This is a genomic window from Streptomyces sudanensis, assembly GCF_023614315.1.
GTDB lineage: Bacteria > Actinomycetota > Actinomycetes > Streptomycetales > Streptomycetaceae > Streptomyces > Streptomyces sudanensis.
In genome coordinates this window covers 4,914,695-4,934,799 of the sequence record NZ_CP095474.1, presented here as the reverse complement: position 1 = coordinate 4,934,799, position 20,105 = coordinate 4,914,695, and the positions used below count along the sequence as shown (strand labels likewise).

Sequence of the window (20,105 nt, the reverse complement as noted above, 5' to 3'; positions counted from 1 at the left end):
CGGGTGCCGCGTGCCGGGCGGGTCAGTCGCGGCCGAGCCACAGGTCGGGGCCGAACACCTCGTAGTGGACGGACCGCGCGGGCACGCCGCGCTCCAGGAGCCCGCCGCGCACCGCGCGCATGAACGGCAGCGGGCCGCACAGGTACGCGGTGACGCCCTCGGGCAGGTCGAGCGACGCCACGTCGACCAGGCCGCGGGACGCCTCCGGGTCGTCGCCCGGCTCCTCGTACCACAGGTGCAGCCGGGCACCGGGGAGTTCCCCGACGAGGCGGCGGTACTCGTCCCGGTGGACGTGGTCGGCGGGCGCGCGGTCGGCGTGGACCGCGGTCACCGGGCGGGTGGCCCGCTCGGCGGCGAGGTGGTGGAGCATGGACAGCATCGGCGTGCAGCCGATGCCCGCGGACACCAGCAGCAGCGGCCCGTCCCCCGCCGGCAGGACGAGGTCGCCGAACGCCGCGGAGACGTCGAGGACGTCACCGGGGCGGACGTGCTCGTGCAGCCACGACGAGACCTCCCCCTCGGGGCCGGCGCCGCCGCGGACGCGCTTGACGGTGATCCGCCAGTCGGGGGCGCCGGGGGCGCGGGAGAGGCTGTACTGGCGTATCTGGCGGGCGCCGTCGGGGAGTTCGACCCGCACGCTGACGTACTGGCCGGGGCGGAACGGGCCGGCGGGCGTGCCGTCGGCGGGGCGCAGGACGAGCGACATCGCGTCGGCGGTCTCCTCGGACCGCTCGACGACCTCCATCCGCCGCCACGTCCGGCCGTCGGGGGCGCCGGCCTCCCGGTAGAGGCGGGCCTCCAGGGCGATGAGCGCGTTGGCCATCAGCCAGTAGACCTCGTCCCAGGCGGCGGCCACCTCCTCGGTGACGGCGTCGCCGAGGACGTCGACGATGGCCGAGAAGAGGTGCCGGTGGACGAGTTCGTACTGCTCGGGGGTGATGCCGAGCGAGGCGTGCTTGTGGGCGATGCGGGAGAGCAGCGCGTCCGGGCGGCCCTCGGGGTGTTCGAGCAGCATGCCCGCGAAGGCGGCGATGGAGCCGGCGAGCGCCTGCTGCTGCTCGCCGCCGGCCTGGTTGCCGCGGTTGAACAGATCCCGCAGAAGTTCGGGCCGGTCGGTGAACATCTTCTTGTAGAACAGCTCGGCGATCTCTCCGATGGCGGCGCCCACGGCGGGCAGGGTGGCGCGGACGACCGGAGCGGACTGCTCGGACAGCATGGATGACTCCTCAAACAAGTAGATGATCTTCGTGTTCAGAGGGAGAACGGTGGGGTCGGTTCCGGTTCCGCACGGGGCGCGGGAGCGGGTCGGCCGGGACGCCGGCCGGTGAGCGCGACGAGAACCGGCCCGGTGGGCCGGGACACCAGGTCGGCCACGGTCAGCGGGTCGAGCGAGGCGTGGAACGCCTCCTGCGCCTCGCGCAGCGCGGAACGCAGCCGGCATGCGGCACGAAGCGGGCAGGGCGTCCCGTCCTCGCAGGCCGCCACCTCGCCGGGCCCTTCCAACTCCCTGACCAGCCAGCCGATCGAAGCGCCGCGCCCGAGCGCGGTCAGCGCCAGGCCGCCGCCGCGCCCCCGGCGGGCCTCCAGCACGCCCAGGTGCCGGAGCCGGGTGACCGCCTTCGCCAGGTGGGCGGCGGGCACGCCCACGGCCTCGGCCACCTCGCGGGTGGTCGGCGCCCCGTCGCCCTCGAAGACGGCGAGCCACATGACGGCGCGCAGCGCCAGGTCGGTGAACTTCGTCAACCTCACGCCGGGGACGCTAGCAAAGAGGTATGTGATCTTCGCATTCAGGGAGGGGGCGAAGCCCTTCGCGGACCGGTTCCACGAGGGACAGACGGCGACTTCCGGCCCTTTTCGGCCCACCCGAAGGTCCGTACGACCGGCCGATTGAATGATCAAACGGGCGTGTGGTTAGCATATGAGCACCGCCTAGCTCGAAAGATAAGCCTGTGACTGTCAAAGACGACTCGTTCACTAACTGGAAGAACCGCGAGGAGATCGCGGAGTCGATGATCCCGATGATCGGGAAGCTGTATCGGGAACGGGACGTCACCGTCCTGCTGCACAGCCGGTCCTTGGTGAACAAGTCGGTGGTCAGCATCCTCAAGACGCACCGATTCGCCCGGCAGATCGCCGGCGAGGAGCTGTCGGTCACCGAGACGCTCCCGTTCCTGCGGACCCTCACCACGCTCGACCTCGGCCCGTCCCAGATCGACATCGGCATGCTCGCCGCGACGTACAAGGCCGACACCCGCGGCCTGTCGGTCGAGGAGTTCACCGCCGAGGCCGTCGCGGGCGCGACCGGCGCCGACAAGATCGAGCGCCGCGACCCCCGCGACGTCGTCCTGTACGGCTTCGGCCGCATCGGCCGCCTCGTCGCCCGCCTCCTCATCGAGAAGACCGGCTCCGGCAACGGGCTGCGGCTGCGGGCCATCGTGGTCCGCCGCGGCGGCGACATGGACATCGTCAAGCGCGCCTCGCTGCTGCGCCGGGACTCCATCCACGGGCAGTTCCAGGGCACGATCACCGTCGACGAGGCGAACGACACGATCATCGCCAACGGCAACGAGATCAAGGTGATCTACGCCGGCGACCCGTCGGAGGTCGACTACACGGCGTACGGCATCAAGGACGCCATCCTCATCGACAACACCGGCAAGTGGCGCGACCGCGAGGGCCTGTCCAAGCACCTGCGCCCGGGCGTCGCCAAGGTCGTCCTGACGGCTCCGGGCAAGGGCGACGTCCCGAACATCGTCCACGGCGTGAACCACGACACGATCAAGCCGGACGAGAAGATCCTGTCCTGCGCGTCGTGCACCACCAACGCGATCGTCCCGCCGCTGAAGGCGATGGCGGACGAGTACGGCGTCCTGCGCGGCCACGTGGAGACCGTCCACTCGTTCACCAACGACCAGAACCTGCTGGACAACTACCACAAGGCCGACCGCCGCGGCCGTTCCGCGCCGCTCAACATGGTCATCACCGAGACCGGTGCCGCCTCCGCCGTCGCGAAGGCGCTGCCCGACCTCGACGCGCCCATCACCGGCAGCTCGATCCGCGTCCCCGTCCCGGACGTCTCGATCGCGATCCTCTCCCTGCGCCTGGGCCGCGAGACCACCCGCGAGGAGGTCCTCGACCACCTCCGCAACGTGTCGCTGACCTCGCCGCTGAAGCGCCAGATCGACTTCACCACCGCCCCCGACGCGGTGTCGAGCGACTTCATCGGCTCGCGCCACGCGGCGATCGTCGACGCCGGCGCCACCAAGGTCGACGGCGACAACGCCATCCTCTACCTCTGGTACGACAACGAGTTCGGCTACTCCTGCCAGGTCATCCGCGTCGTCCAGCACGTGTCCGGCGTGGAGTACCCCACCTACCCGGCCCCGGCGGTCTGACCGGGTCCGCCCCGCCGCCCGGGCACCNGCCCGCCGCTCCCGCCCCGCCCCCGGTCCGTCCGGGCGGCGGGGCGGCCGCGTCCGTCAGGCGGGGCGCCGGGCGTGGACGTACAGGTGCTCCTCCGGCGGCGCGTCCGGCCCGTGCGGCCGGTACACCGCCCTGTGGTGGTGGACGACGTCCAGGCCCGCCTCCGCCAGCAGCCGCAGGTGCCGCTCCTCGGACAGGCTGCTCACCGTGACCCGGTGGCCCATCCACACGATCTCCAGGCCGCGGACGTCGCCGGGCACCGTCGCCAGCGCCAGCGCCCCGCCGGGCGCCACCCAGGACGCCATCCGCGTCAGGGACCGCGCCACCTCGGGCTGGTCCATGACCAGCAGCGGGAAGAAGGCGCACACCGCGTCGTACCCGCCCGCGGGCGCCTCGAAGGTCCGCACGTCGGCCTGTTCGAAGCGGGCGCCGGGCACCCGCTCCCGCGCGATCCGCACCATCCCGGCCGACACGTCGATCCCGGTGACGTCGAACCCGGCCGCCGCCAGCCGCTCGGCGGCGGGGCGGCCGGTGCCGCTGCCCACGTCCAGCACCCGCGCCCCGGGCGGCAGGCAGCCGACCAGCCAGTCCAGCGCGGCGAGTTGGCCCGGCACGTCGGCGAAGACCTCCTCGTAGCGCGCGCCCACCTCGTCGAAGACCTCCGCGGCGGACCCGCCACCGTCCTTCGGCATCCCGTCCATCATCCAGCGTCCTTCCCGCCGGCCGTGCCCGCACCGGTACGGCGGGCCCCGACCGGACGTCCCGGACCGTACCCCCCGCGGAGGGCACCGGGCCAGGAGGGGGCGGCGGGCCCCGCGGCGGGCGTTGTCAGTGGCGCTGCCTACCGTGTCGGGCATGATCGATGCCGAGGACGTCCGCCGTATCGCCCTCTCCCTGCCCGAGACGGTGGAGAAGGAGGCGTGGAGCATGCCCACGTTCCGCGTGGCGGGGAAGATGTACGTCACGGTCCCCGACGACGAGACCTCCTTCGCCGTGCGCTGCCCCCGGCACGAGCGGGCCGAACTCATCGCCGCCGAACCGGAGAAGTTCTGGGTTCCGCCGCACGAGGCCGCCTCGGCGTGGGTACGGGTGCGGCTCGCCGCGCTGGAGGACCTGGACGAGCTGCGGGACATCCTGGTCGACTCCTGGCGGCAGGCGGCGCCCGACCGGCTCGCCGAACGGCACCCCGGGCTGCGGCCGGGCGCGGCGGCGGGCGGGTGAACCGCCCCGGCGGCACGCGGCCGGGGCGGGCCCCGGGCGAGCGCCGCCGTCCGCTCTGCTGACACGACGCCCCGAGGTTCCTAGAGTTACGGGTCCACGACTTCTCCGGGGGGATTCCATGAGACGGACCGGCGGACGAAGAGTCGCGTTACTGTGCGCGCTCCTGGTGGTGGCGGGCAGCCCCTGGGTGCGCGACGTCCTGCTCGACGCCTGGGCGGGCGAGGGCGGCGGCGGCATGGCGATGGTGTACCGGGCGCTGTTCGCCCAGGGCTGGGAGCCGTCGCCGGGCTCCGACCCCTACATGCGCGTCTCCGACCTGCGGGGCAACGTCGCCTTCCCGGTGCTGCTGGCCGGGGTCGTGGTGCTGGTGCCCCGGCTGGTGGGCCGGGCGCCCGCCGCGCGCGGGGTCCGCTTCGCCGCCGCCGTCGGGACCGGCGTGCTGGTGTCCCTGGTCGCCGCGGTCGCGTCGTGGGCGGTCGTCGTCTCCACCGACCCGGCGGCCGTCCTCGTGTTCGGCCGGAGCGCCGGGGAGGCATTCACCCTGTTCGCCGTCGACGGCCTGGTCTTCGGCACCCTGCTGGGGCTCCTGATCGCCGCCGTCCACACCGGCGCGGGCACGGCACCGCAGGCCGGGGCGGCCCGCGACGCCGCGGCCGGTGACGCGCCGGCCGCCGGTGGCGCGGCCGCCCCGGCGGCGACCGGTACGGAGCCGGGGGACGCCACGCGCTACCTGTGCGCCGCCGCCTACACCGACCCGGCGTTCGCCCGCCGCGTGGTCGACGGCATGCTCGGGGACCGGCTCGGTGCCGTCGCCGTGTCGCCCGGCGTCGACCTGGTCCCGGTGGCCCGGCACAGCCTGACGGCCCGCCGGCTGCGCCGCGAGCGGGACCGGCGGCTGGCGGTGGCGTACGGCGTGATCGCCCTGTCGGGCCCGCTGTGGCTGCTGTTCGCCCGGCTGGTGCTGTCGTCCCTGGCCGCCGCGTCCACGGCCCCCGTCCCGTACCCGGCCGTGCGGGGCAGGCACCTGCCGCGCCCGTCCGTGTGGCGCCTGGTGTCCGCGGTCGCCGGTCTGACCGCGGCGGGGGTGCTGGCGGGGGCGGCGCTGTCGGCCCTCCCCCTGCCGGGCTTCGTCCGCTGGCTGGTCGGCGGCTACGGGTACGGCGTGCCGCCGCTGCTGGCCGTGGCGGTGGGCACCGGACTGGCGGTGCGGACGGTGCTCGGCGAGGAGGCCGACATCGACGCCCGGCTGCGGGGCGCGCTGCGGCGCGGCGCGTTCGACCCGGACGGACTGCCCCGGCCGGGCGCGGTGGAGCCCTGGGCGGCCGCCAGGATCGCGGCGGTGGCCGACGCCCAGCGGGGCAACGTCCGCTGCTACAGCGGCTTCTCCCCGTTCGTCGGCCACGGCAGGCGGGAGTCGGAGTGGACGCTGTCGGTGCCGCTGCTGCCCGCCGAGCCCGAGCGGGCCGTCGCCGGCTTCGACGCCTGGGACGTGGTCACCCGGCTGCGCCGCCGGCTGGCGGAGGCCGCCGGCGCGCTCCCCGCGCCCACCGCGCCCGGCTCCCGGGGCGGGGCGGAACTGACCGTGGAGGACCGGGTGTTCGTCAGCGGGAGGGACCTGGCCGGTGACGAGCGGTTCCTGCCCGATCCGCTGCGCCCGCCCGCCACGCGCCTGCCGGAGGAGGCCGTACGGCGGATCGCACTGCGCCCGGACGGGGCCGCACGGCACTACCTGGCCAGCCACCTGCCTTTGTGGGGCGGCGAGGTGGTGCCCAGCCACCTGCTGCACGTCGCGGTGGCGGACGGGACGCTGCACCTGCGGTGCGAGCGGTACGTGCTGGGCCCGGTACGGCGCGACCTGCACGCGGTCGACCTGCTGCCCCCGGCGTCCGCCGGCGGGACGGGCCGCCGCGCCCTGCTGCCCGGGGCGCTGCGGCGCACGGGCGGCGCCCTGTGGCGGGCGCCCCGGTCGTGCCTGGCCGACGCCCTCGCCGAGCACCGCAGACCGCGCCGGCTGCGCAGTGAGCTGCGGGCCGCCCGGGAGGACCCGGCGTTCGACCGGGGCGCCCGGCTGAGCGTCCGCGAGGCCGTCCAGGGGCCCGAGTACTTCCACCACTTCCAGCCGGTGGACGCGCGGCACACCCTGGACGCGCTCGACCGGCACGCCCTGGCCGCGGTCCGCGACTTCCTGGAGGAGCACGGCGTGGACACCGCCGACTTCCGCACCCAGTCGCAGACGATCCTCAACCACGGCGTCCTGCAGACCGGCGGTGTCAGCGTCGTCGGCAACCAGGCCGTCGGCACCGGCGCCCAGGCGACCACCGCGACCGCCACGGCCTCGGCCGGTGGACGGCAGCCGTCCGGCGGCACGGCCGGACGATAGGAGGAGAGCGAACATGTCGGAGCAGACCCGGCCCCCCTTCCACGGGCCGCCCCGGGGGGACAACCACGGCGTTCAGCAGTACGGCGGGCACAGCAGCGTCGCCAACCAGGCCGTCGGACCGGGCGCACGGGCCGTCGCGGGCGACATCACCGTCCACGCCCCCGGCACCGGGGAGCGCGCCCGGGTCGAGGAGTTGATCCGCCTCGTGGAGCGCCTGCTGGAGGAGCACCGGGAGGCGCTGCCCGACCGGGAGGCGCCACGGGTGGAGCTGCGCCGGCTGCGGGAGGAACTGGACGAGGACGAACCCGAACCGGGCGTGGTGCGGCGCGCCCTGAACCGGCTGGCGGGGTTCGCCGAACCGGTGGCGCCCGTGGCGGCGGCGGTCGCCGAACTGACGCGGGCCGTAGGGGCGTTCTGACCCCGGTGCCCCTACCCCGCCTCCCGGTGCCGAGGCACGGCGGGGGCGGGGGCGCGGCCCGGAAACGCGGCACGGCACCGCGCGGCGGGGAGGCCCTGCGGCCCGGCGGGACGGCGGCCGGGGGCCCGGTACGGCACGACNGGGGCCCGGCACGGCCGCCGCGATCACGCACCTCGTGCGGCCGTCGGGCGCCCCCACGGGCCCGGCCGGCCCACGGCCCNGCANNGGCTGNCNTGTCGACGCCCAGCNCNNNNCANCGNGNNNNCGGCCGAGCGCGGCGTACGTCGCNATNGCGNAGGCGTGCCGCAGCAGGTGCCCGGCGACGCCCCGGCCCCGGTACGCGCGGCGGACGCCGACGCGGCCGATCCACGCCGTGCTGCGCCGGTCGTTGCGCGAGTACAGCACGGCCGCGTCGTCCGCGCCGAACGAGGCGATCCACACGAGCGACCAGTCGACGCGGTCGCCGCCGATGTCGTCGAGCCACTGCTCGTAGGTGCGCGGACGGTGGTCGAAGTGCTCGGCGAACGTCTCCTGGATCAGGGCGTGGGCGCGCCGCCGGTCCGCCTCCTCGGCGCAGTCGCGCAGCACCAGGCCGGCGGGCGGTTCGGGAACCGCCCGGTCGGCGTCGGACAGGGCGCGGGACATCACGTGGTGCCGCCGCACCCGCCGCCAGCCGCGCCGGGCCAGCATGGCGAGGTCGGTGGTGGGCGCGGCGTGCAGGTACAGGTGGACGACGGCGCGGGAGGCGCCGTTGGCCCGTGCCCGCTCGGCGGCCCGGCGCTCGGCCAGCTCGAACAGGTGCTCCCCGGCGGCCTCGTGGCCGGGCAGGACGTAGTGGTCGGCGTCCACCCGCTCACCGCCCGACTCGTCCCACACGAGGGCGTACGCGACGAGCCGGCCGTCCTGGAAGGCCAGCCAGGAGTCCCGCCGGAGGTCCACCTCGGGGTGGGTCAGGGAGGTCTCCACCTCGTGCGGTTCGGTGTCGGGCCGGCCGGTCTCGATGACGTCGATCTCGTTGAGCAGCGCGCATACCAGCCGGGTGTCGCCGGTGGTGGCCGGGCGTACGGTGAAGGGGGCTTCGGGGTGCATCAGGTCACTCTCGGTCCCGTCGGCGCCCTCCGCAAACGGTTTCCCGCCCCGCCGGGGCGGGGCCCTCCCGCCTGGAGCGGCCCGGGCGGTGTGCGGGGTGCCGCCATGCCGGCCCGCGCGCGGTCCCGTCCGGCGGCCGGCGCGTGGCCCCGTCGTGTTCTCCGCGGCCCTGTACCGGGGCCGCCGGCCTCCGGGCCCGGCATGGCTGCCGCCCCCTGCCGGAGGAACGGCCCGGGAGCGGGGTCACCGGACCTGAGGGGTGCCGTCACGGCCACCGGCCGGAGATGCGGCCACCATCCGGCCGCTGCCCGGCCCTCGGCGGGCGCCGGGCCCCCGCACCGCGCCTCAGGGCGCCGCCGCGCACGCCGGGTGGCCCCAGCCGGCGTCGTTCCTGGTGATCGTCTCGCCCTTCGCGTACGGGCTGCCGCAGCGGCACCGGCCGGGGAACTTCGCCCGCACCGCCCCCCGGGAGGCGGTCGCGGCGCGCGGCCGGCGGGGGGCCTTGGAGCGTTCGCGGGTGTCGGGGGGCGGCAGTTCCGAGCCCGCGGCCGAGCCCGCGGGCCGCTGGGTGGCGGCCGCCTGGCCGGCGGCCGCGTCGGCGGCGGCGTTCAGGGGGTCCCCGTCGACCCGGTGGGCCGGTGTGTGGACGAACCGCACGTCCCGGCCGGTCAGCAGCGCGTCGATGGCCGCGACCAGGTCCCGGTTGGCGACGGGCGAGCCGGAGGCGGTCTTCCAGCCCTTGCGGCGCCAGCCCGGCAGCCAGGTCGTGACGGCCTTCATCGCGTACTGGGAGTCCATGCGGACCTCCAGCGGGACCGCCGGGTCGGTGGCCTCCAGCAGCCGCAGGAGCGCGGTCAGTTCGGCGACGTTGTTGGTGGCCCGGCCCAGCGGGCCGGCCTCCCAGGAGGCCACCTCGCCGTCCGCGCCGGCGACGACCCACGCCCAGGCCGCGGGCCCGGGATTGCCCTTGCACGCCCCGTCGCACGCGGCGATGATCCGTTCCGTCATTGTCCTGATCCTGCCATGTCTTCCGGTCCTGCCGCCGCCCGCCCGGGCCGGCGCCCGTACGGTACGCCCCTGGGGTCAGGGCGCGGCGGGCGGGACGGACTCCCACGGCGGGGGTGTGCGGCCGTCCGTCCAGGCCGCGAGCGCGTCGCCGTCGACGCAGACGATGCCGAGCGTCTCCGCGTACTCGGCGGCCGGCCCGGTGAAGCAGCTGGTCGTCACCACCACGGCGACCTCCGCCCCGTGGACGGCGAAGCACGTGCCGCCGAAGCGCTGGAGGTCCTGCGAGCCCACGGGGTGGTCGGCGGCGTACTGCTTGCACTGGACGACCAGCCGCCGGCCGTCCGGCGTGGTCGCCACCACGTCGGCGCCGAGGTCGCCGGGGCCGCCCGAGATCTCGGTCCGGGTGCAGCCGTCGCGCACGCACAGCGCGGCGACCGTGTGCTCGAACCCCTGCGGGTCCACCTGCTCGTGGTCGACGGCGTCCCCGTCCAGGACGGGCACGGCGGCGTCGGCCCCGGGCGGGCCCCCCGGGACGGCCCGCGCCGGGGGCGGGGCTCCGGGCCCGACCGGTTCCGGTGCCCCGGGCACGGCCCCGTACGGGGGCTCCGGCCGCCGGCCGGGCCGGGCCGCCACGCGACGCGCCAGCGCCGCGAGGACCACGACGGCGACGACCAGCACCGCCGGGCCGAACGCCCCGTGCGACCCGCCCCACACCGTCCGCACCAGCAGCGTCAGTCCGCCGACCGCGGCCCCGACCAGTCCCACGGCGAGCACCACGTCCCGCCATCCGGCTCCGCCTCTGCCCCGCTCGCTCACCCGCCCCGCCACTGCCACGCACGACCCCCTCCACCGGTACACGCCGCCACCCGCCTGCCCCGCATCCCGCCTCCGAACCTCCGGCGTCCGGAGCCGGAGGACCCGCCGGGCGCGACCCGGGGACGCGGCTCCCGCGGGCCGCCCCCGGCGGAGGGCGCGGGGGCCGCGCCCGGCGGCGACCGGCCACCCGCCGGGGTCCGGCCCCGCACCCGTGCGGGGCCGCGCTCGCACGGGGGCTCACCCCGGGAGGAGGGCCGCCAGCCGGGGCAGTCGGCGAGCCGTTTCGCCGTGGTCGTCGAAGTCGAAGTCCCAGGCGGGGTCCAGCTTCGGATAGCGGATGGTGAACGCGCCGCCGGGGAGGTGCTCTCCGGTCGCCGCGATGTGCGCGTCCCGGACGACGCCGAGCGTCCTCTCGCACACCAGCTCGGACCCCTCGGCCGCCGCGGCCCGTACGGCGGGCAGTTCCGCCAGGCTCTCCGGGTCGGCGACCGCGCGCTCGAAGGTCTCCCGCCCCTGTGTGATCAGCCAGCCGCGGAAGTAGTCGAAGCCGTCGTCGGAGCACCCGCCGTTGATCATGTAGGCGGCGGCCCACAGGGGGCTGGTGTAGGAGTCCGCCATCAGATCCCACAACGCCTGCTGGGCGGCGACGATCTCCCCGGCCGGGTACGCGGCCAGTCGCGCGGACGCCCGGCGGGCGACGTCCTCCGCGTCGTCCGGATCGGGCGCCTGACCGCGGGCCGCCTCGATGAGCCGCCAGAACTGCTCTCTGTCCATGGCGGCAGAGCATGCCACCCGGTACTGACATCGATGCCGGTACTCGGGTTCCGGCGGGGATCCGTGCCCGCGGGGGCGCCCGGCGTCAGCGGCCCCTGCGCACCCGGGCCGCGGCGCGGGCCTCCGCGGCCTTGCGGGCCTCGGCCGTCCTGCGGGACTCCTTCGCCGGGCGGCCCGGGCGGGTGCCGAGGCCGCGGAAGGGGGCGCTGCCGCCGGCGGCCGGCGCCTCGGACGGCGGGCGCCTCGCCCCGGTGAGGGCGGTCAGCTCCTGCTCGCCGGAGCGCACCCGGGTGACGGCCGGCCGGACCCCGGCGTCGGCCGTCGTCCGGTTCACGTCGCGCCGCTGGTCGGGGGTGACCAGGGTGACCACCTTCCCGGACTCGCCGGCGCGCGCCGTGCGCCCGCCGCGGTGCAGGTAGTCCTTGGCGTCGGCCGGCGGATCGACGTTGACGACGAGGTCGAGCGCGTCGACGTGGATGCCCCGCGCCGCCACGTCGGTGGCCACCAGCACGGTGACCGCGCCCTCCTTGAACCGGGCGAGCGTGTGGGTGCGCTGCGGCTGGGACTTCCCGCTGTGCAGGGCGGCGGCCCGCACACCGCAGGACTGCAGGTGGCGGGTGAACCGGTCCACGCCCGCCCTGGTGCCCAGGAACATCAGCACCCTGCCGTCCCGCGCGGCGATCTCGGTCGCGACCGCGTACTTGTCGGCGGCGTGGACCTCCAGCACGTGGTGCTCCATCGTGGCGACCGGGTTCCCGTCCGGGTCGACCGAGACGAGCAGCGGGTCGTGCAGCCACTCCCGTACCAGCCCGTCGACGGCGCGGTCGAGGGTGGCCGAGAACAGCAGCCGCTGCCCGTCGGGGCGGACCCGGCCCAGGATCTCCGAGACCTGCGGCAGGAACCCCAGGTCGCACATCCGGTCCGCCTCGTCCAGCACGGTGATCCGCACCCGGTCCAGGTGGCAGTCCCGGCGCGACACGAGGTCGGCCAGTCGGCCCGGCGTCGCGACGACCACGTCGGCGCCGGCCCGCAGCAGCGCGGACTGCCGGCCGGCCGACAGTCCGCCGACCACCGTCGCCAGCCGCACGCCCAGCGCCCGCGCGTACGGCGCCAGCGCCTCGTCGACCTGCTGCGCGAGCTCCCGGGTCGGCACCAGCACCAGTGCGAGCGGCCGCTTCGGCTCCGCCCGCTGGCCCGCCGTCCGGGTGAGCAGCGCGAGCCCGAAGGCGAGTGTCTTGCCGGAGCCGGTCCGGGCGCGGCCCAGGACGTCGCGTCCGGCGAGCGCGGCCGGCAGGGCCGCCGCCTGGATCGGGAAGGGCTTCTCCACCCCGAGGCCGCTCATCGTCCGCGTCAGCTCCGGCGGCAGCCCGAGCGCGCCGAAGGAGTCGGCGGGGGGCGGGCCGGGGGCCGCCGTCCGCGGCGCCGGGAACTCGTCCCGGGGTGCTTCCGCGCGTCGCGGTCCGTCCGCGCGGGAGGGTCCGGGGGACGGCGGCTTCGTGTTCATGGGGAACCTTCCTCGGTACGGCGCCCCAACGCGCCGGGGCCCGTACCTCTCGGTACGGGCCCCGGCGGCGTCGAAGCGTGCTCCCCATGCTAGCAGCGGGCCCGGTCCCCGCCGTCGCCCGCGCCCGGGCCGGTCCCGCCGGGGGCGCGGGGGCGGGCGGCGGAGGCGCGGAGAGCCGCCGAGGGAGCCGAGGACTCCCCGGCCCGGGGCCGGTCAGTCGTGCGGCACGACCGCGACGGGCGCCGGCGAGTGGTGGAGGACGGCGTGGGTGACGGCCCCGATGTGGGTGCCGATCCGCCCGCGCCGGTTCCTGCGGCCCACCACGACCAGCCGGGCGCCGCGCGACTCCTCCACGAGGTCGTGCGCCGCCCGGCCCTGGCGGCACATGGGGACGACGGGGACGTCCGGGTACTTCTCCGTCCAGGGGGCCAGCGCCTCGTCGAGCGCCCGGCGGGCGTCCCGCGCGACCTCCTCCATCAGCAGCGGCATCGCGCCCCCCAGGTCGGGTCCGTAGGCCGCCGGGACGGCCCAGTCGTGCAGGACCCGCACCCCGCAGCCGTACCGCCGGGCCGCGGCGAAGCCGAAGGCCGGCACCTCGCCGCCGGGCCGGGACGCGTCCAGGCCGATCACCACCTCCCCGGCCGGGGCGTCCGCCCCGGGCTCCGGCCGGTCGTGCGGGCGGACGAGGACGACGGGGCGCCGCACGCGGGCGAGCACCGCCAGCGAGACGGAACCGGCGAGGAAGCCCGCCAGGGCGCCCAGGCCGCGGGAGCCCAGGACCAGCAGCTCCGCCTCGTCGGCGGTGGCGGTCAGCGTCTCGACCGGCTCGCCGGAGGTCCACTCCGTCTCGACGTCGAGGTCCGGATGGCGCAGCCGCAGCCGCTTCTCCGCCGCGTCGAGCGTCCGCTCCCCCCAGCCGCGCGCCGTGGCCGGGTCGACGAAGCGGGTGCGCGGGTCGTCGTCGCCGTTCCACACCTGGAGCAGCCGCAGCGGCGCCTCGCGGCGCAGTGCCTCCTCGGCGGCCCAGTCCGCGGCGGCGGCGCTTTCACGGGACCCGTCGAGACCGACGACGACGGTGTGGGACATGGGGGGCTCCTCAGGCGAACGGGGTCGTGGTGACGCCTTCCACCATGGCCGGTCGGCGCGGTACCCGCACGGGGCCACAGGTCCCTGCCGCGCGGCGGGAGGGCCCGCCGTGCGCGGGGCCCCGCCGCGGCCGGACGGCCGGGGAACAGGGACGTCCGGCCCTCGGCGGGCGGCCCCGCCCTCACCGATGCTGGGGCGGAACAGGGACGGTCCGAGCGGCCGTCCCCCGTCGAACCGTATGGAGGCACCCTCATGACCCGCGCCATCACCGTAGGAGTGGACGGATCCGCCGAAGGTCTCGCCGCGGCCGACTGGGCGGCGCGCGAGGCCGTGCTGCGCGGGGTGCCGCTGCGTGTCGTGCACGCCTGGCTCTGGCAGCCGCTGGACGTGCCCCTGGTGCAGGACAGGACGGTGCAGGCGGAGGCCGCCGAGGCCGTCCTGGAGGAGGCCCGGGCACGTGTCGCCGGCGAGCACCCGGACCTCGACCTCACGGCCGAGGTGGTGTCGAGGACCGCGGTCGCCGCCCTGCTGGCGGAGGCCGGGGACGCGGAGATGCTGGTGCTCGGCTCACGGGGCCACGGGGCGCTCGCCGGCTTCCTGGTCGGCTCGTACGGGCAGCAGGTGATCGCCGCCGCGACCCGGCCCGTGGTGTCGGTGCGCGCCTGGGAGAGCGGGACGGGCCAGCCGGCGGGCGGCGAGGTCGTCGTGGGGCAGCAGGGCACCCCGGAGGAGAGCGGCGCGGTGCTCGGCTTCGCCTTCGAGGCGGCCGCCGTGCGCGGCGCGGCCGTGCGCGCGGTGCGGGCCTGGACCCTGCCGTCGCTCTACGCCTACAGCCCCGGCTCGCTGTACCTGGCGGACGAGGCGGGAGGGCTGGCGCCGTTCGAGAAGGAGGCGCTGGCGGAGGCGCTCGCACCGTGGCGCGAGCGGTTCCCCGAGGTCCCGGTGGTCGAGCACGTCGAGGCCGGCAGCGCGGGGCAGGTCCTGCTGTCGGCGCTGGGGGACGCGCGGCTGCTCGTGGTCGGGCGCAGGGCCCGGCGCGGCCCCGTGGGCGCCCGCATCGGGTCGGTCGCCCACGCCGCGCTGCACCACGCCACCTGCCCCGTCGCAGTCGTACCGCACGACTGACGCCCGGGACGCGCCCGGGGCGCCCGCGCGGGCGCCCCGGGCGCGGGCGGGTGTCCGGGCCCCGGAGAGGCGCCGGGCGGGTGTCCGGGCGCGGGGGCGCGGCAGCGGCAGCCCGGCCTCCCCGGAGGAAGCGCAGGAGGGGAGCGCGGGACGGGCGGCGGGGCTCCACGGCGCCCCTCCGTGGCGCCGTGGAGCCCCGCCGCCCGGGCCCGCTCAGGCCCGCGGGCCGCCCCGGTCGTCCCGGGTGCCCAGGGCCTGGGTGGCGATGACGGCGGCCTGCACGCGGCGCTCCACGCCCAGTTTGGCCAGCAGGCGGGAGATGTTGTTCTTGACCGTCTTCTCCGCCAGGTAGAGCCGCTTGCCGATCTCCCGGTTGGTCAGCCCCTCCCCCACCAGGGCGAGGATCTCCCGCTCGCGCTCCGTCAGGCCGGGCAGGCCCTGCGGCTGCTCCTGCCGGGGGGCGTCGCCGCGCAGGCGGGCCATCACCCGTGCCGTGGCGCCGGGGTCGAGCATGGACTGGCCCGAGGCGACCGTGCGCACGGCGTTGACCAGATCGGTGCCGGTGATCTGCTTGAGGACGTAACCGGACGCGCCGGCCATGATCGCGTCGAGCAGCGCCTCCTCGTCGTCGAACGAGGTCAGCATCAGGCACGCCAGGTCGGGCATGCGGGAGCGCAGCTCCCGGCACACGCTCACGCCGTCCCCGTCCGGCAGGCGCACGTCGAGGACGGCGACCCGGGGGCGCAGCGCGGGGATCCGCACCAGTGCCTGCTCGACCGTGCCGGCCTCGCCCACCACGGTCAGGTCGGGTTCGGCGTCCAGCAGGTCGTGCACGCCGCGGCGCACCACCTCGTGGTCGTCGAGGAGGAAGACCCCGATCGGTTCCCTGCCGGTGGGGCCGCCGCTGCTGTCCGTCATCACATGCTCCGTGTTCGCTCCGCCGCCCGCCGCGGCGGTCCGCCCGCCATCGTGCCGCGCCGGCGGGGCCCCCGGCCAGGGCCGGAGGTCCCTTCGTCCGCCGCCGCCCCGCGGGGCGGCGGCACCCGTCGCCGTACGGCCGTCACGGTACGGCGTCCCCGCGGTGGCGGGGCGCCGGCGAGGGACCTTCGGCCCTGGCGGCGGGACCCGCACGGACCTACCGTCCGCCGCACGTCCCGCGGTGGACTTCCCGTACCGGCACGGCCGGGGCTACCGGAGCCCCGGGTACCCCCGTGCGGAGAAAGGCCGCAGCCCATGACGCCGTCCCCGATCAGCCTGACCGCAACCCCTCTCGGCCCGGGCGCGGTGGCCGTCGCCCTGGCCGGGGAGCTCGACCTCCACGCCGCCGAGCACATCGAGCCGGTGCTGGCCCGCCTCACCGGTGACGCGGAGCGCGAGCTGCTGCTCGACCTCGCCGGCGTCACCTTCTGCGACAGTTCCGGCGCCGCGCTCCTGCTGCGCACCCACCGGCGCTGCGCGGCGGCCGGGACGCGCCTGAGGCTGTGCCGCGTCCAGCGGCTGCCCGCCCGCGTGTTCCGCGCCCTGGGCGTGGACCGGGCCGTGCCCTGCACGTTCGCGTGACCGCCGCGGCGGGGCCGGGGGCGGACCGTGGCCCGAGGGCCCGTCCGGCCTCCNNNGGGNCGGCCGGGGCGGCCGGGGCCGGAGGGCGCCGGCCGAGGCATCGGAGGGCCCGGCACCGGGCCGGAACGGGAAGTGGGCGTGATGGAGTACGAAGCCGCGCACCGGACGGCGGACGACCGCCGCGGGGCGGTGGCGCCCCGGCGCGTGGCGCGCCTCGGCCGGGCGGAGGCGCTGCGGCTGCTCGGCACCGTCTCACTGGGGCGCGTCGTCTTCACGCAGCGGGCCCTGCCCGCCGTCCGCCCGGTCAACCACCTCATGGACGGGGAGGACGTCGTCATCCGGCTGCACGACGACGCGACGCTCGCGTCCCTCGTGGCGCCCACGGACACGGCGGGGGTCGTCGTCGCCTACGAGGCGGACGTCATCGACCCCGAGACGCACCTCGGCTGGAGCGTGGTGGTGACCGGTTACGCCCGCCGGATCACCGACGAGGGCGAGCTCGCGCGCCTCACCGCCCGCCTGCGCCCCTGGGTGGAGCACCCCGCGGTGAACGCCGCGCTGCGCATCCGGCCGGACCTGGTGACGGGCCTGCGGCTCGTCCCGTAGGGGCCGTAGGGGCCGTAGGGGCCGTAGGGGACGTAGGGGCCATAGGGACCGTAGGGGCCGTAGGGGCCCGTACGGGACGGCCGGGACGGCCGGGTCCCGCGGGGCGCGGCCGTCCCGCGGCACGGGCCGGCGCGGGAGGCCGGGCGGCGGGGCCGCGCACGGCTGGGCACGGGTCGGTGCCGCCCGGGGTCACTCCGCGCGGCCCGCGGTGATCGGCGCCCGCCACACGAGCCGGCTGCCGCCCCCGTCCGGGCGCTCGACGCTCAGGCTTCCCCCCACGCTGCGGGCCCGCTCCTCCAGGTTGCCCAGGCCGCTGCGTCTGCCGCCGTCGGGGATGCCCCTGCCGTTGTCCGTCACGGTCAGGACGACCTCGTCGGAGGTGGCCTGCAGGGCGACCTCGACGCGGGTGGCGTGGGCGTGGCGGGCGGTGTTGCTCAGGCTCTCGGTGAGGGCCGCCATGACGTGGTCGGCCACCTGCGGCGACACGTCCGTGTCGAGGAGGCCCTCCATGCTCAGGCGGGGCGGGAACCCGAGCACCGTCGCCGTCTCCCCCACCGCGCGGGCCGCGCGGGCCCGCAGGCTCGGTCCCGCGTCCTCCTCCCGGGCGCGCAGGCCGAAGATCGTGGAACGGATGATCTTGATGGTCTCGTCGAGGTCCCCGACGGCGCGGGACACGCGCTCGGCGGCGCCCTCGTGCCGGACGAGCCGGGCCGCGCTCTGCAGGGTCATGCCGGTCGCGAACAGCCGCTGGATGGCGAGGTCGTGCAGGTCCCTGGCGATGCGGTCGCGGTCCTCCAGGAGGGCGAGCTGCTCGGCGTCGCTCCGGCGCTCGGCCAGTTCCAGGGCGAGGGCGGCCTGTCCGGCGAAGGCCAGGAGCGGCTCCAGCTCCCCTTCGGTGAAGACGGCCTCCCCCCGGTGCCGGGCCAGCAGCAGGACGCCCCGGGTGTCCTTGGCGGCGCCGCCCAGGGGCACGGCTACCGCCGGGCCGAGGCCGTCGGTGGGGAGGGGGCCCGCGGTGTGGCGGTCGTCCTCGGCGAGGCAGGCCGTCGTCACGGGCGCGCCGTCCCGGTAGGCGGCGCCGGGCAGGGTGCCTTCGGCCGGGAACACCAGGCCGCGGCGGGTGTCGCCGTCCGCGCCGACGGCCAGCTCGACGAGGAGGTCGCCGGTCCCGGGCACGGGGACGGACACGTCGGCGAGGGCCGTCCCGGTGATCTCCCGGGCGCGGCGGGCGATGAGTTCCAGGACCTCCGTGCGCGGGCTGCCGGAGAGGAGGTTGTGGGTGATCTCCGTACCGGCCCGCAGCCACCGCTGCTGGCGCTGCGACGCCTCGTACAGCCGGGCGTTGTCGATGGCGACGCCGGCGGCGACGGACAGGGTGGAGATCACCGCCTCGTCCTCGGCGTCGAACTCCTGGCTGCCGCGCTTGTCGGTCAGGTAGAGGTTGCCGAAGACCTCGTCGCGCACGCGGATGGGGACGCCCAGGAAGGTGCGCATCGGCGGGTGGTGCGCGGGGAAGCCGTACGAGGCCCGGTGGGCGCCGAGGTCGGTGAGCCGCAGCGGCTGCGGGTCGTGGATGATCTCGCCCAGGAGGCCGTGGCCGGCGGGCAGGGGGCCGATCTCGGCGATCTCCTCCTCCGTGAGGCCGACGGTGAGGAACTGCGACAGGGTCCGGCCGTCGGGGCCGATCACGCCCAGCGCCCCGTACTCGGCGTCGACCAGGAACGCGGCGGCCTCCACGATGCGCCGCAGCACCTGGGAGAGGTCCAGCTCGCGGCCGACCGAGACGACGGCCTCCAGGAGGCTGTGCACGCGGTCCCGGGTCCCCCGGACCGCGTTGATGCGCGCCTCCAGTTCCTCCAGCAGCTCGTCGAGCCGCATCTGAGGCATCCGCGACAGCGGCTCTCCGACACCCACCTGGTACTCCTCCGTCGATCACCCGCTCTGCCGCGACAGCCTATCGGCCGGTCGGATGGCCCGACGAGATCAGGCCGGGCGGGCGCCTTCCGCCGGCGCCCGCCGGCACCCCGTGCCACCTGCGGAAACGCGACCGCCGCCCGGAACCGCCGCCGGGGCTCCGGGCGCCGCCCCGGTGGCGGGGCGGCGCCCGTGCGGCGGGGCCGGCGCGCCGGGGCTCCTGCTCCGGATGCCGTACGGCCCGATCGGCGACGGGACGAACGGCCCTCTGCCCGGGTCTGACCGGTTCTGTTCCCCACCGGTGCCGCGGGCCACCCTGGGGGTGACGGCGAGGGCGGGGCGAGCGGGAAGGCGGGAGGAAGCCTTCCGGGGCCCGCCGCCGGACGGGCGGCAGGCCCCGGTCCCGTATCCGGGCCCCGCCCCTGCGAGCCCTCCGCGCGGTACGGCGACGGGCCGGGCGAGGCCGCGACGGCCGCCGCGGGCGGCGGCCGGGAACACGCGCGAGCGACGGGAGAGGAGAACGGTGACCAGGAACCGGACCGTGGGCGAAGTGATGACCGGCGAGGTGGTGCAGGCGCACCCGGACACCTCCGCCGAGGAGGTGTCCCGTCTGCTGTCCGCCCACCGGATCGGCGGCCTGCCGGTGGTGGACGGCGACGACAAGGTGGTGGGCGTGGTCTCCCGGACGGACCTCGCCGGGCGGCGGGCGGCCCGCGGCCGGGCCGGGCCGGGCGAGGCCGCGACGGCCGGCCACCTGATGACCAGCCCGGCGGTCACCGTCCACCCCGAGCAGCGCGTGGCCGACGCGGCGCGCGTCATGGAGCGCCGTCGCGTCGACCGGCTGCCCGTGGTCGACGAGGAGGACCGCCTCATCGGCATCGCCACGCGCCGCGACCTCCTGCGCGTCTTCCTGCGGACCGACGAGGAGATCCGCGCCGACGTCGCCGCCGCCGTCCCGGCGCGGGCGCCGGCGCGGGACGCCGGTTCCCCGGGCGTGGACGTCCGGGACGGCGTGGTCACCCTGACCGGCCGGCCCCGGCCGGGGGCCGACGCCTCGGCGCTGGTCCGGGCCGCGTGGCGGGTGGACGGCGTGGTGGGCGTGGTGAACCGGCTGGCGGACGCCCCCGGAACCGGCCGCCTCCCGGAGAGCGGGGCCTCCCCGCGCCCCCGCGCCGGATGAG

19 protein-coding genes are annotated in these 20,105 nt (G+C 76.9%); 8 read left to right on the top strand and 11 right to left on the bottom strand.

Annotation, left to right across the window (positions count from 1 at the left end; all coding sequences use genetic code 11):
• Window positions 1-22 precede the first annotated feature (22 nt).
• Entirely contained in the window at window positions 23-1,216 is a 1,194-nt protein-coding gene (locus MW084_RS22820; protein WP_010472868.1) for a globin domain-containing protein, read from the bottom strand.
• A 35-nt stretch (window positions 1,217-1,251) separates the two neighbouring features.
• Window positions 1,252-1,749, bottom strand: coding sequence for an RrF2 family transcriptional regulator (locus MW084_RS22815; protein ID WP_050986811.1), 498 nt, complete (start codon window positions 1,747-1,749; stop codon window positions 1,252-1,254).
• A 200-nt stretch (window positions 1,750-1,949) separates the two neighbouring features.
• On the opposite strand from MW084_RS22815, the gene MW084_RS22810 reads away from it, so the two are divergent.
• Window positions 1,950-3,395, top strand: coding sequence for a glyceraldehyde-3-phosphate dehydrogenase (locus tag MW084_RS22810; RefSeq protein WP_010472864.1), 1,446 nt, complete (start codon window positions 1,950-1,952; stop codon window positions 3,393-3,395).
• An 84-nt stretch (window positions 3,396-3,479) separates the two neighbouring features.
• Here the strand turns inward: MW084_RS22810 and MW084_RS22805 are convergent, their stop codons facing one another.
• Window positions 3,480-4,115, bottom strand: coding sequence for a class I SAM-dependent methyltransferase (locus MW084_RS22805; protein ID WP_029553660.1), 636 nt, complete (start codon window positions 4,113-4,115; stop codon window positions 3,480-3,482).
• Window positions 4,116-4,278: 163 nt separating this feature from the next.
• On the opposite strand from MW084_RS22805, the gene MW084_RS22800 reads away from it, so the two are divergent.
• From MW084_RS22800 to MW084_RS22790, 3 genes are all read left to right on the top strand, one after another.
• Window positions 4,279-4,644, top strand: coding sequence for an MmcQ/YjbR family DNA-binding protein (locus MW084_RS22800; protein WP_029553659.1), 366 nt, complete (start codon window positions 4,279-4,281; stop codon window positions 4,642-4,644).
• 169 nt (window positions 4,645-4,813) lie between these two features.
• Window positions 4,814-7,024, top strand: coding sequence for a hypothetical protein (locus tag MW084_RS22795; protein WP_275563763.1), 2,211 nt, complete (start codon window positions 4,814-4,816; stop codon window positions 7,022-7,024).
• Between the two features lie 13 nt (window positions 7,025-7,037).
• Window positions 7,038-7,442 (top strand): DUF5955 family protein, encoded by a 405-nt coding sequence (locus MW084_RS22790; RefSeq protein WP_255115915.1) that lies wholly within the window; start codon window positions 7,038-7,040, stop codon window positions 7,440-7,442.
• Between the two features lie 296 nt (window positions 7,443-7,738).
• Here the strand turns inward: MW084_RS22790 and MW084_RS24380 are convergent.
• The 6 genes from MW084_RS24380 to MW084_RS22765 form a co-directional block, all read right to left on the bottom strand.
• On the bottom strand, window positions 7,739-8,087 hold a 349-nt coding region (locus MW084_RS24380; RefSeq protein ID WP_338057723.1), incomplete at its 3' end, for a GNAT family N-acetyltransferase.
• 789 nt (window positions 8,088-8,876) lie between these two features.
• The gene (locus MW084_RS22785) at window positions 8,877-9,539 is read right to left on the bottom strand and encodes a ribonuclease H family protein (RefSeq protein WP_010472852.1); all 663 of its coding nucleotides are present in this window, start codon (window positions 9,537-9,539) and stop codon (window positions 8,877-8,879) included.
• Between the two features lie 75 nt (window positions 9,540-9,614).
• Window positions 9,615-10,373 (bottom strand): restriction endonuclease, encoded by a 759-nt coding sequence (locus MW084_RS22780; protein WP_050986810.1) that lies wholly within the window; start codon window positions 10,371-10,373, stop codon window positions 9,615-9,617.
• A gap of 219 nt (window positions 10,374-10,592) precedes the next feature.
• Window positions 10,593-11,129: a DUF4240 domain-containing protein gene (locus tag MW084_RS22775; RefSeq protein WP_010472849.1), complete on the bottom strand. Its 537-nt coding sequence runs from the start codon at window positions 11,127-11,129 to the stop codon at window positions 10,593-10,595.
• A gap of 85 nt (window positions 11,130-11,214) precedes the next feature.
• On the bottom strand, window positions 11,215-12,633 hold the full coding sequence (locus MW084_RS22770; protein ID WP_010472847.1) for a DEAD/DEAH box helicase: 1,419 nt from the start codon (window positions 12,631-12,633) through the stop codon (window positions 11,215-11,217).
• 213 nt (window positions 12,634-12,846) lie between these two features.
• Window positions 12,847-13,719 (bottom strand): universal stress protein, encoded by an 873-nt coding sequence (locus MW084_RS22765; protein WP_010472845.1) that lies wholly within the window; start codon window positions 13,717-13,719, stop codon window positions 12,847-12,849.
• A gap of 252 nt (window positions 13,720-13,971) precedes the next feature.
• Here MW084_RS22765 and MW084_RS22760 point away from each other — a divergent pair, with 252 nt between their 5' ends.
• Window positions 13,972-14,844, top strand: coding sequence for a universal stress protein (locus tag MW084_RS22760; RefSeq protein WP_010472843.1), 873 nt, complete (start codon window positions 13,972-13,974; stop codon window positions 14,842-14,844).
• Between the two features lie 213 nt (window positions 14,845-15,057).
• On the opposite strand, the gene MW084_RS22755 is transcribed toward MW084_RS22760, so the two are convergent.
• Window positions 15,058-15,762: a response regulator gene (locus MW084_RS22755; protein ID WP_010472842.1), complete on the bottom strand. Its 705-nt coding sequence runs from the start codon at window positions 15,760-15,762 to the stop codon at window positions 15,058-15,060.
• Window positions 15,763-16,077: 315 nt separating this feature from the next.
• Between MW084_RS22755 and MW084_RS22750 the strand changes: the two genes are divergently transcribed.
• Both MW084_RS22750 and MW084_RS22745 read left to right on the top strand, forming a co-directional pair.
• A complete protein-coding gene (locus MW084_RS22750; protein WP_010472840.1) occupies window positions 16,078-16,404 on the top strand; it encodes an STAS domain-containing protein in 327 nt (108 codons plus the stop codon).
• A gap of 141 nt (window positions 16,405-16,545) precedes the next feature.
• Window positions 16,546-17,010, top strand: coding sequence for a pyridoxamine 5'-phosphate oxidase family protein (locus tag MW084_RS22745; protein WP_029553657.1), 465 nt, complete (start codon window positions 16,546-16,548; stop codon window positions 17,008-17,010).
• Between the two features lie 189 nt (window positions 17,011-17,199).
• On the opposite strand, the gene MW084_RS22740 is transcribed toward MW084_RS22745, so the two are convergent.
• Window positions 17,200-18,924 carry a sensor histidine kinase gene (locus MW084_RS22740; protein WP_029553656.1) on the bottom strand — a complete coding sequence of 575 codons (1,725 nt, stop codon included), beginning with the start codon at window positions 18,922-18,924 and terminating at the stop codon, window positions 17,200-17,202.
• 523 nt (window positions 18,925-19,447) lie between these two features.
• On the opposite strand from MW084_RS22740, the gene MW084_RS22735 reads away from it, so the two are divergent.
• Window positions 19,448-20,104 carry a CBS domain-containing protein gene (locus MW084_RS22735; RefSeq protein WP_010472834.1) on the top strand — a complete coding sequence of 219 codons (657 nt, stop codon included), beginning with the start codon at window positions 19,448-19,450 and terminating at the stop codon, window positions 20,102-20,104.
• Window position 20,105: the final 1 nt, after the last annotated feature.

Bases quoted from the DNA above. Each gene is read 5' to 3' on its own strand.
- MW084_RS22820 (WP_010472868.1), bottom strand. From the start codon at position 1,216: ATGCTGTCCGAGCAGTCCGCTCCGGTCGTCCGCGCCACCCTGCCCGCC.
- MW084_RS22805 (WP_029553660.1), bottom strand. From the start codon at position 4,115: ATGCCGAAGGACGGTGGCGGGTCCGCCGCGGAGGTCTTCGACGAGGTG.
- MW084_RS22800 (WP_029553659.1), top strand. From the start codon at position 4,279: ATGATCGATGCCGAGGACGTCCGCCGTATCGCCCTCTCCCTGCCCGAG.
- MW084_RS22790 (WP_255115915.1), top strand. From the start codon at position 7,038: ATGTCGGAGCAGACCCGGCCCCCCTTCCACGGGCCGCCCCGGGGGGAC.
- MW084_RS22785 (WP_010472852.1), bottom strand. From the start codon at position 9,539: ATGACGGAACGGATCATCGCCGCGTGCGACGGGGCGTGCAAGGGCAAT.
- MW084_RS22775 (WP_010472849.1), bottom strand. From the start codon at position 11,129: ATGGACAGAGAGCAGTTCTGGCGGCTCATCGAGGCGGCCCGCGGTCAG.
- MW084_RS22770 (WP_010472847.1), bottom strand. From the start codon at position 12,633: ATGAACACGAAGCCGCCGTCCCCCGGACCCTCCCGCGCGGACGGACCG.
- MW084_RS22765 (WP_010472845.1), bottom strand. From the start codon at position 13,719: ATGTCCCACACCGTCGTCGTCGGTCTCGACGGGTCCCGTGAAAGCGCC.
- MW084_RS22760 (WP_010472843.1), top strand. From the start codon at position 13,972: ATGACCCGCGCCATCACCGTAGGAGTGGACGGATCCGCCGAAGGTCTC.
- MW084_RS22755 (WP_010472842.1), bottom strand. From the start codon at position 15,762: ATGACGGACAGCAGCGGCGGCCCCACCGGCAGGGAACCGATCGGGGTC.
- MW084_RS22750 (WP_010472840.1), top strand. From the start codon at position 16,078: ATGACGCCGTCCCCGATCAGCCTGACCGCAACCCCTCTCGGCCCGGGC.
- MW084_RS22745 (WP_029553657.1), top strand. From the start codon at position 16,546: ATGGAGTACGAAGCCGCGCACCGGACGGCGGACGACCGCCGCGGGGCG.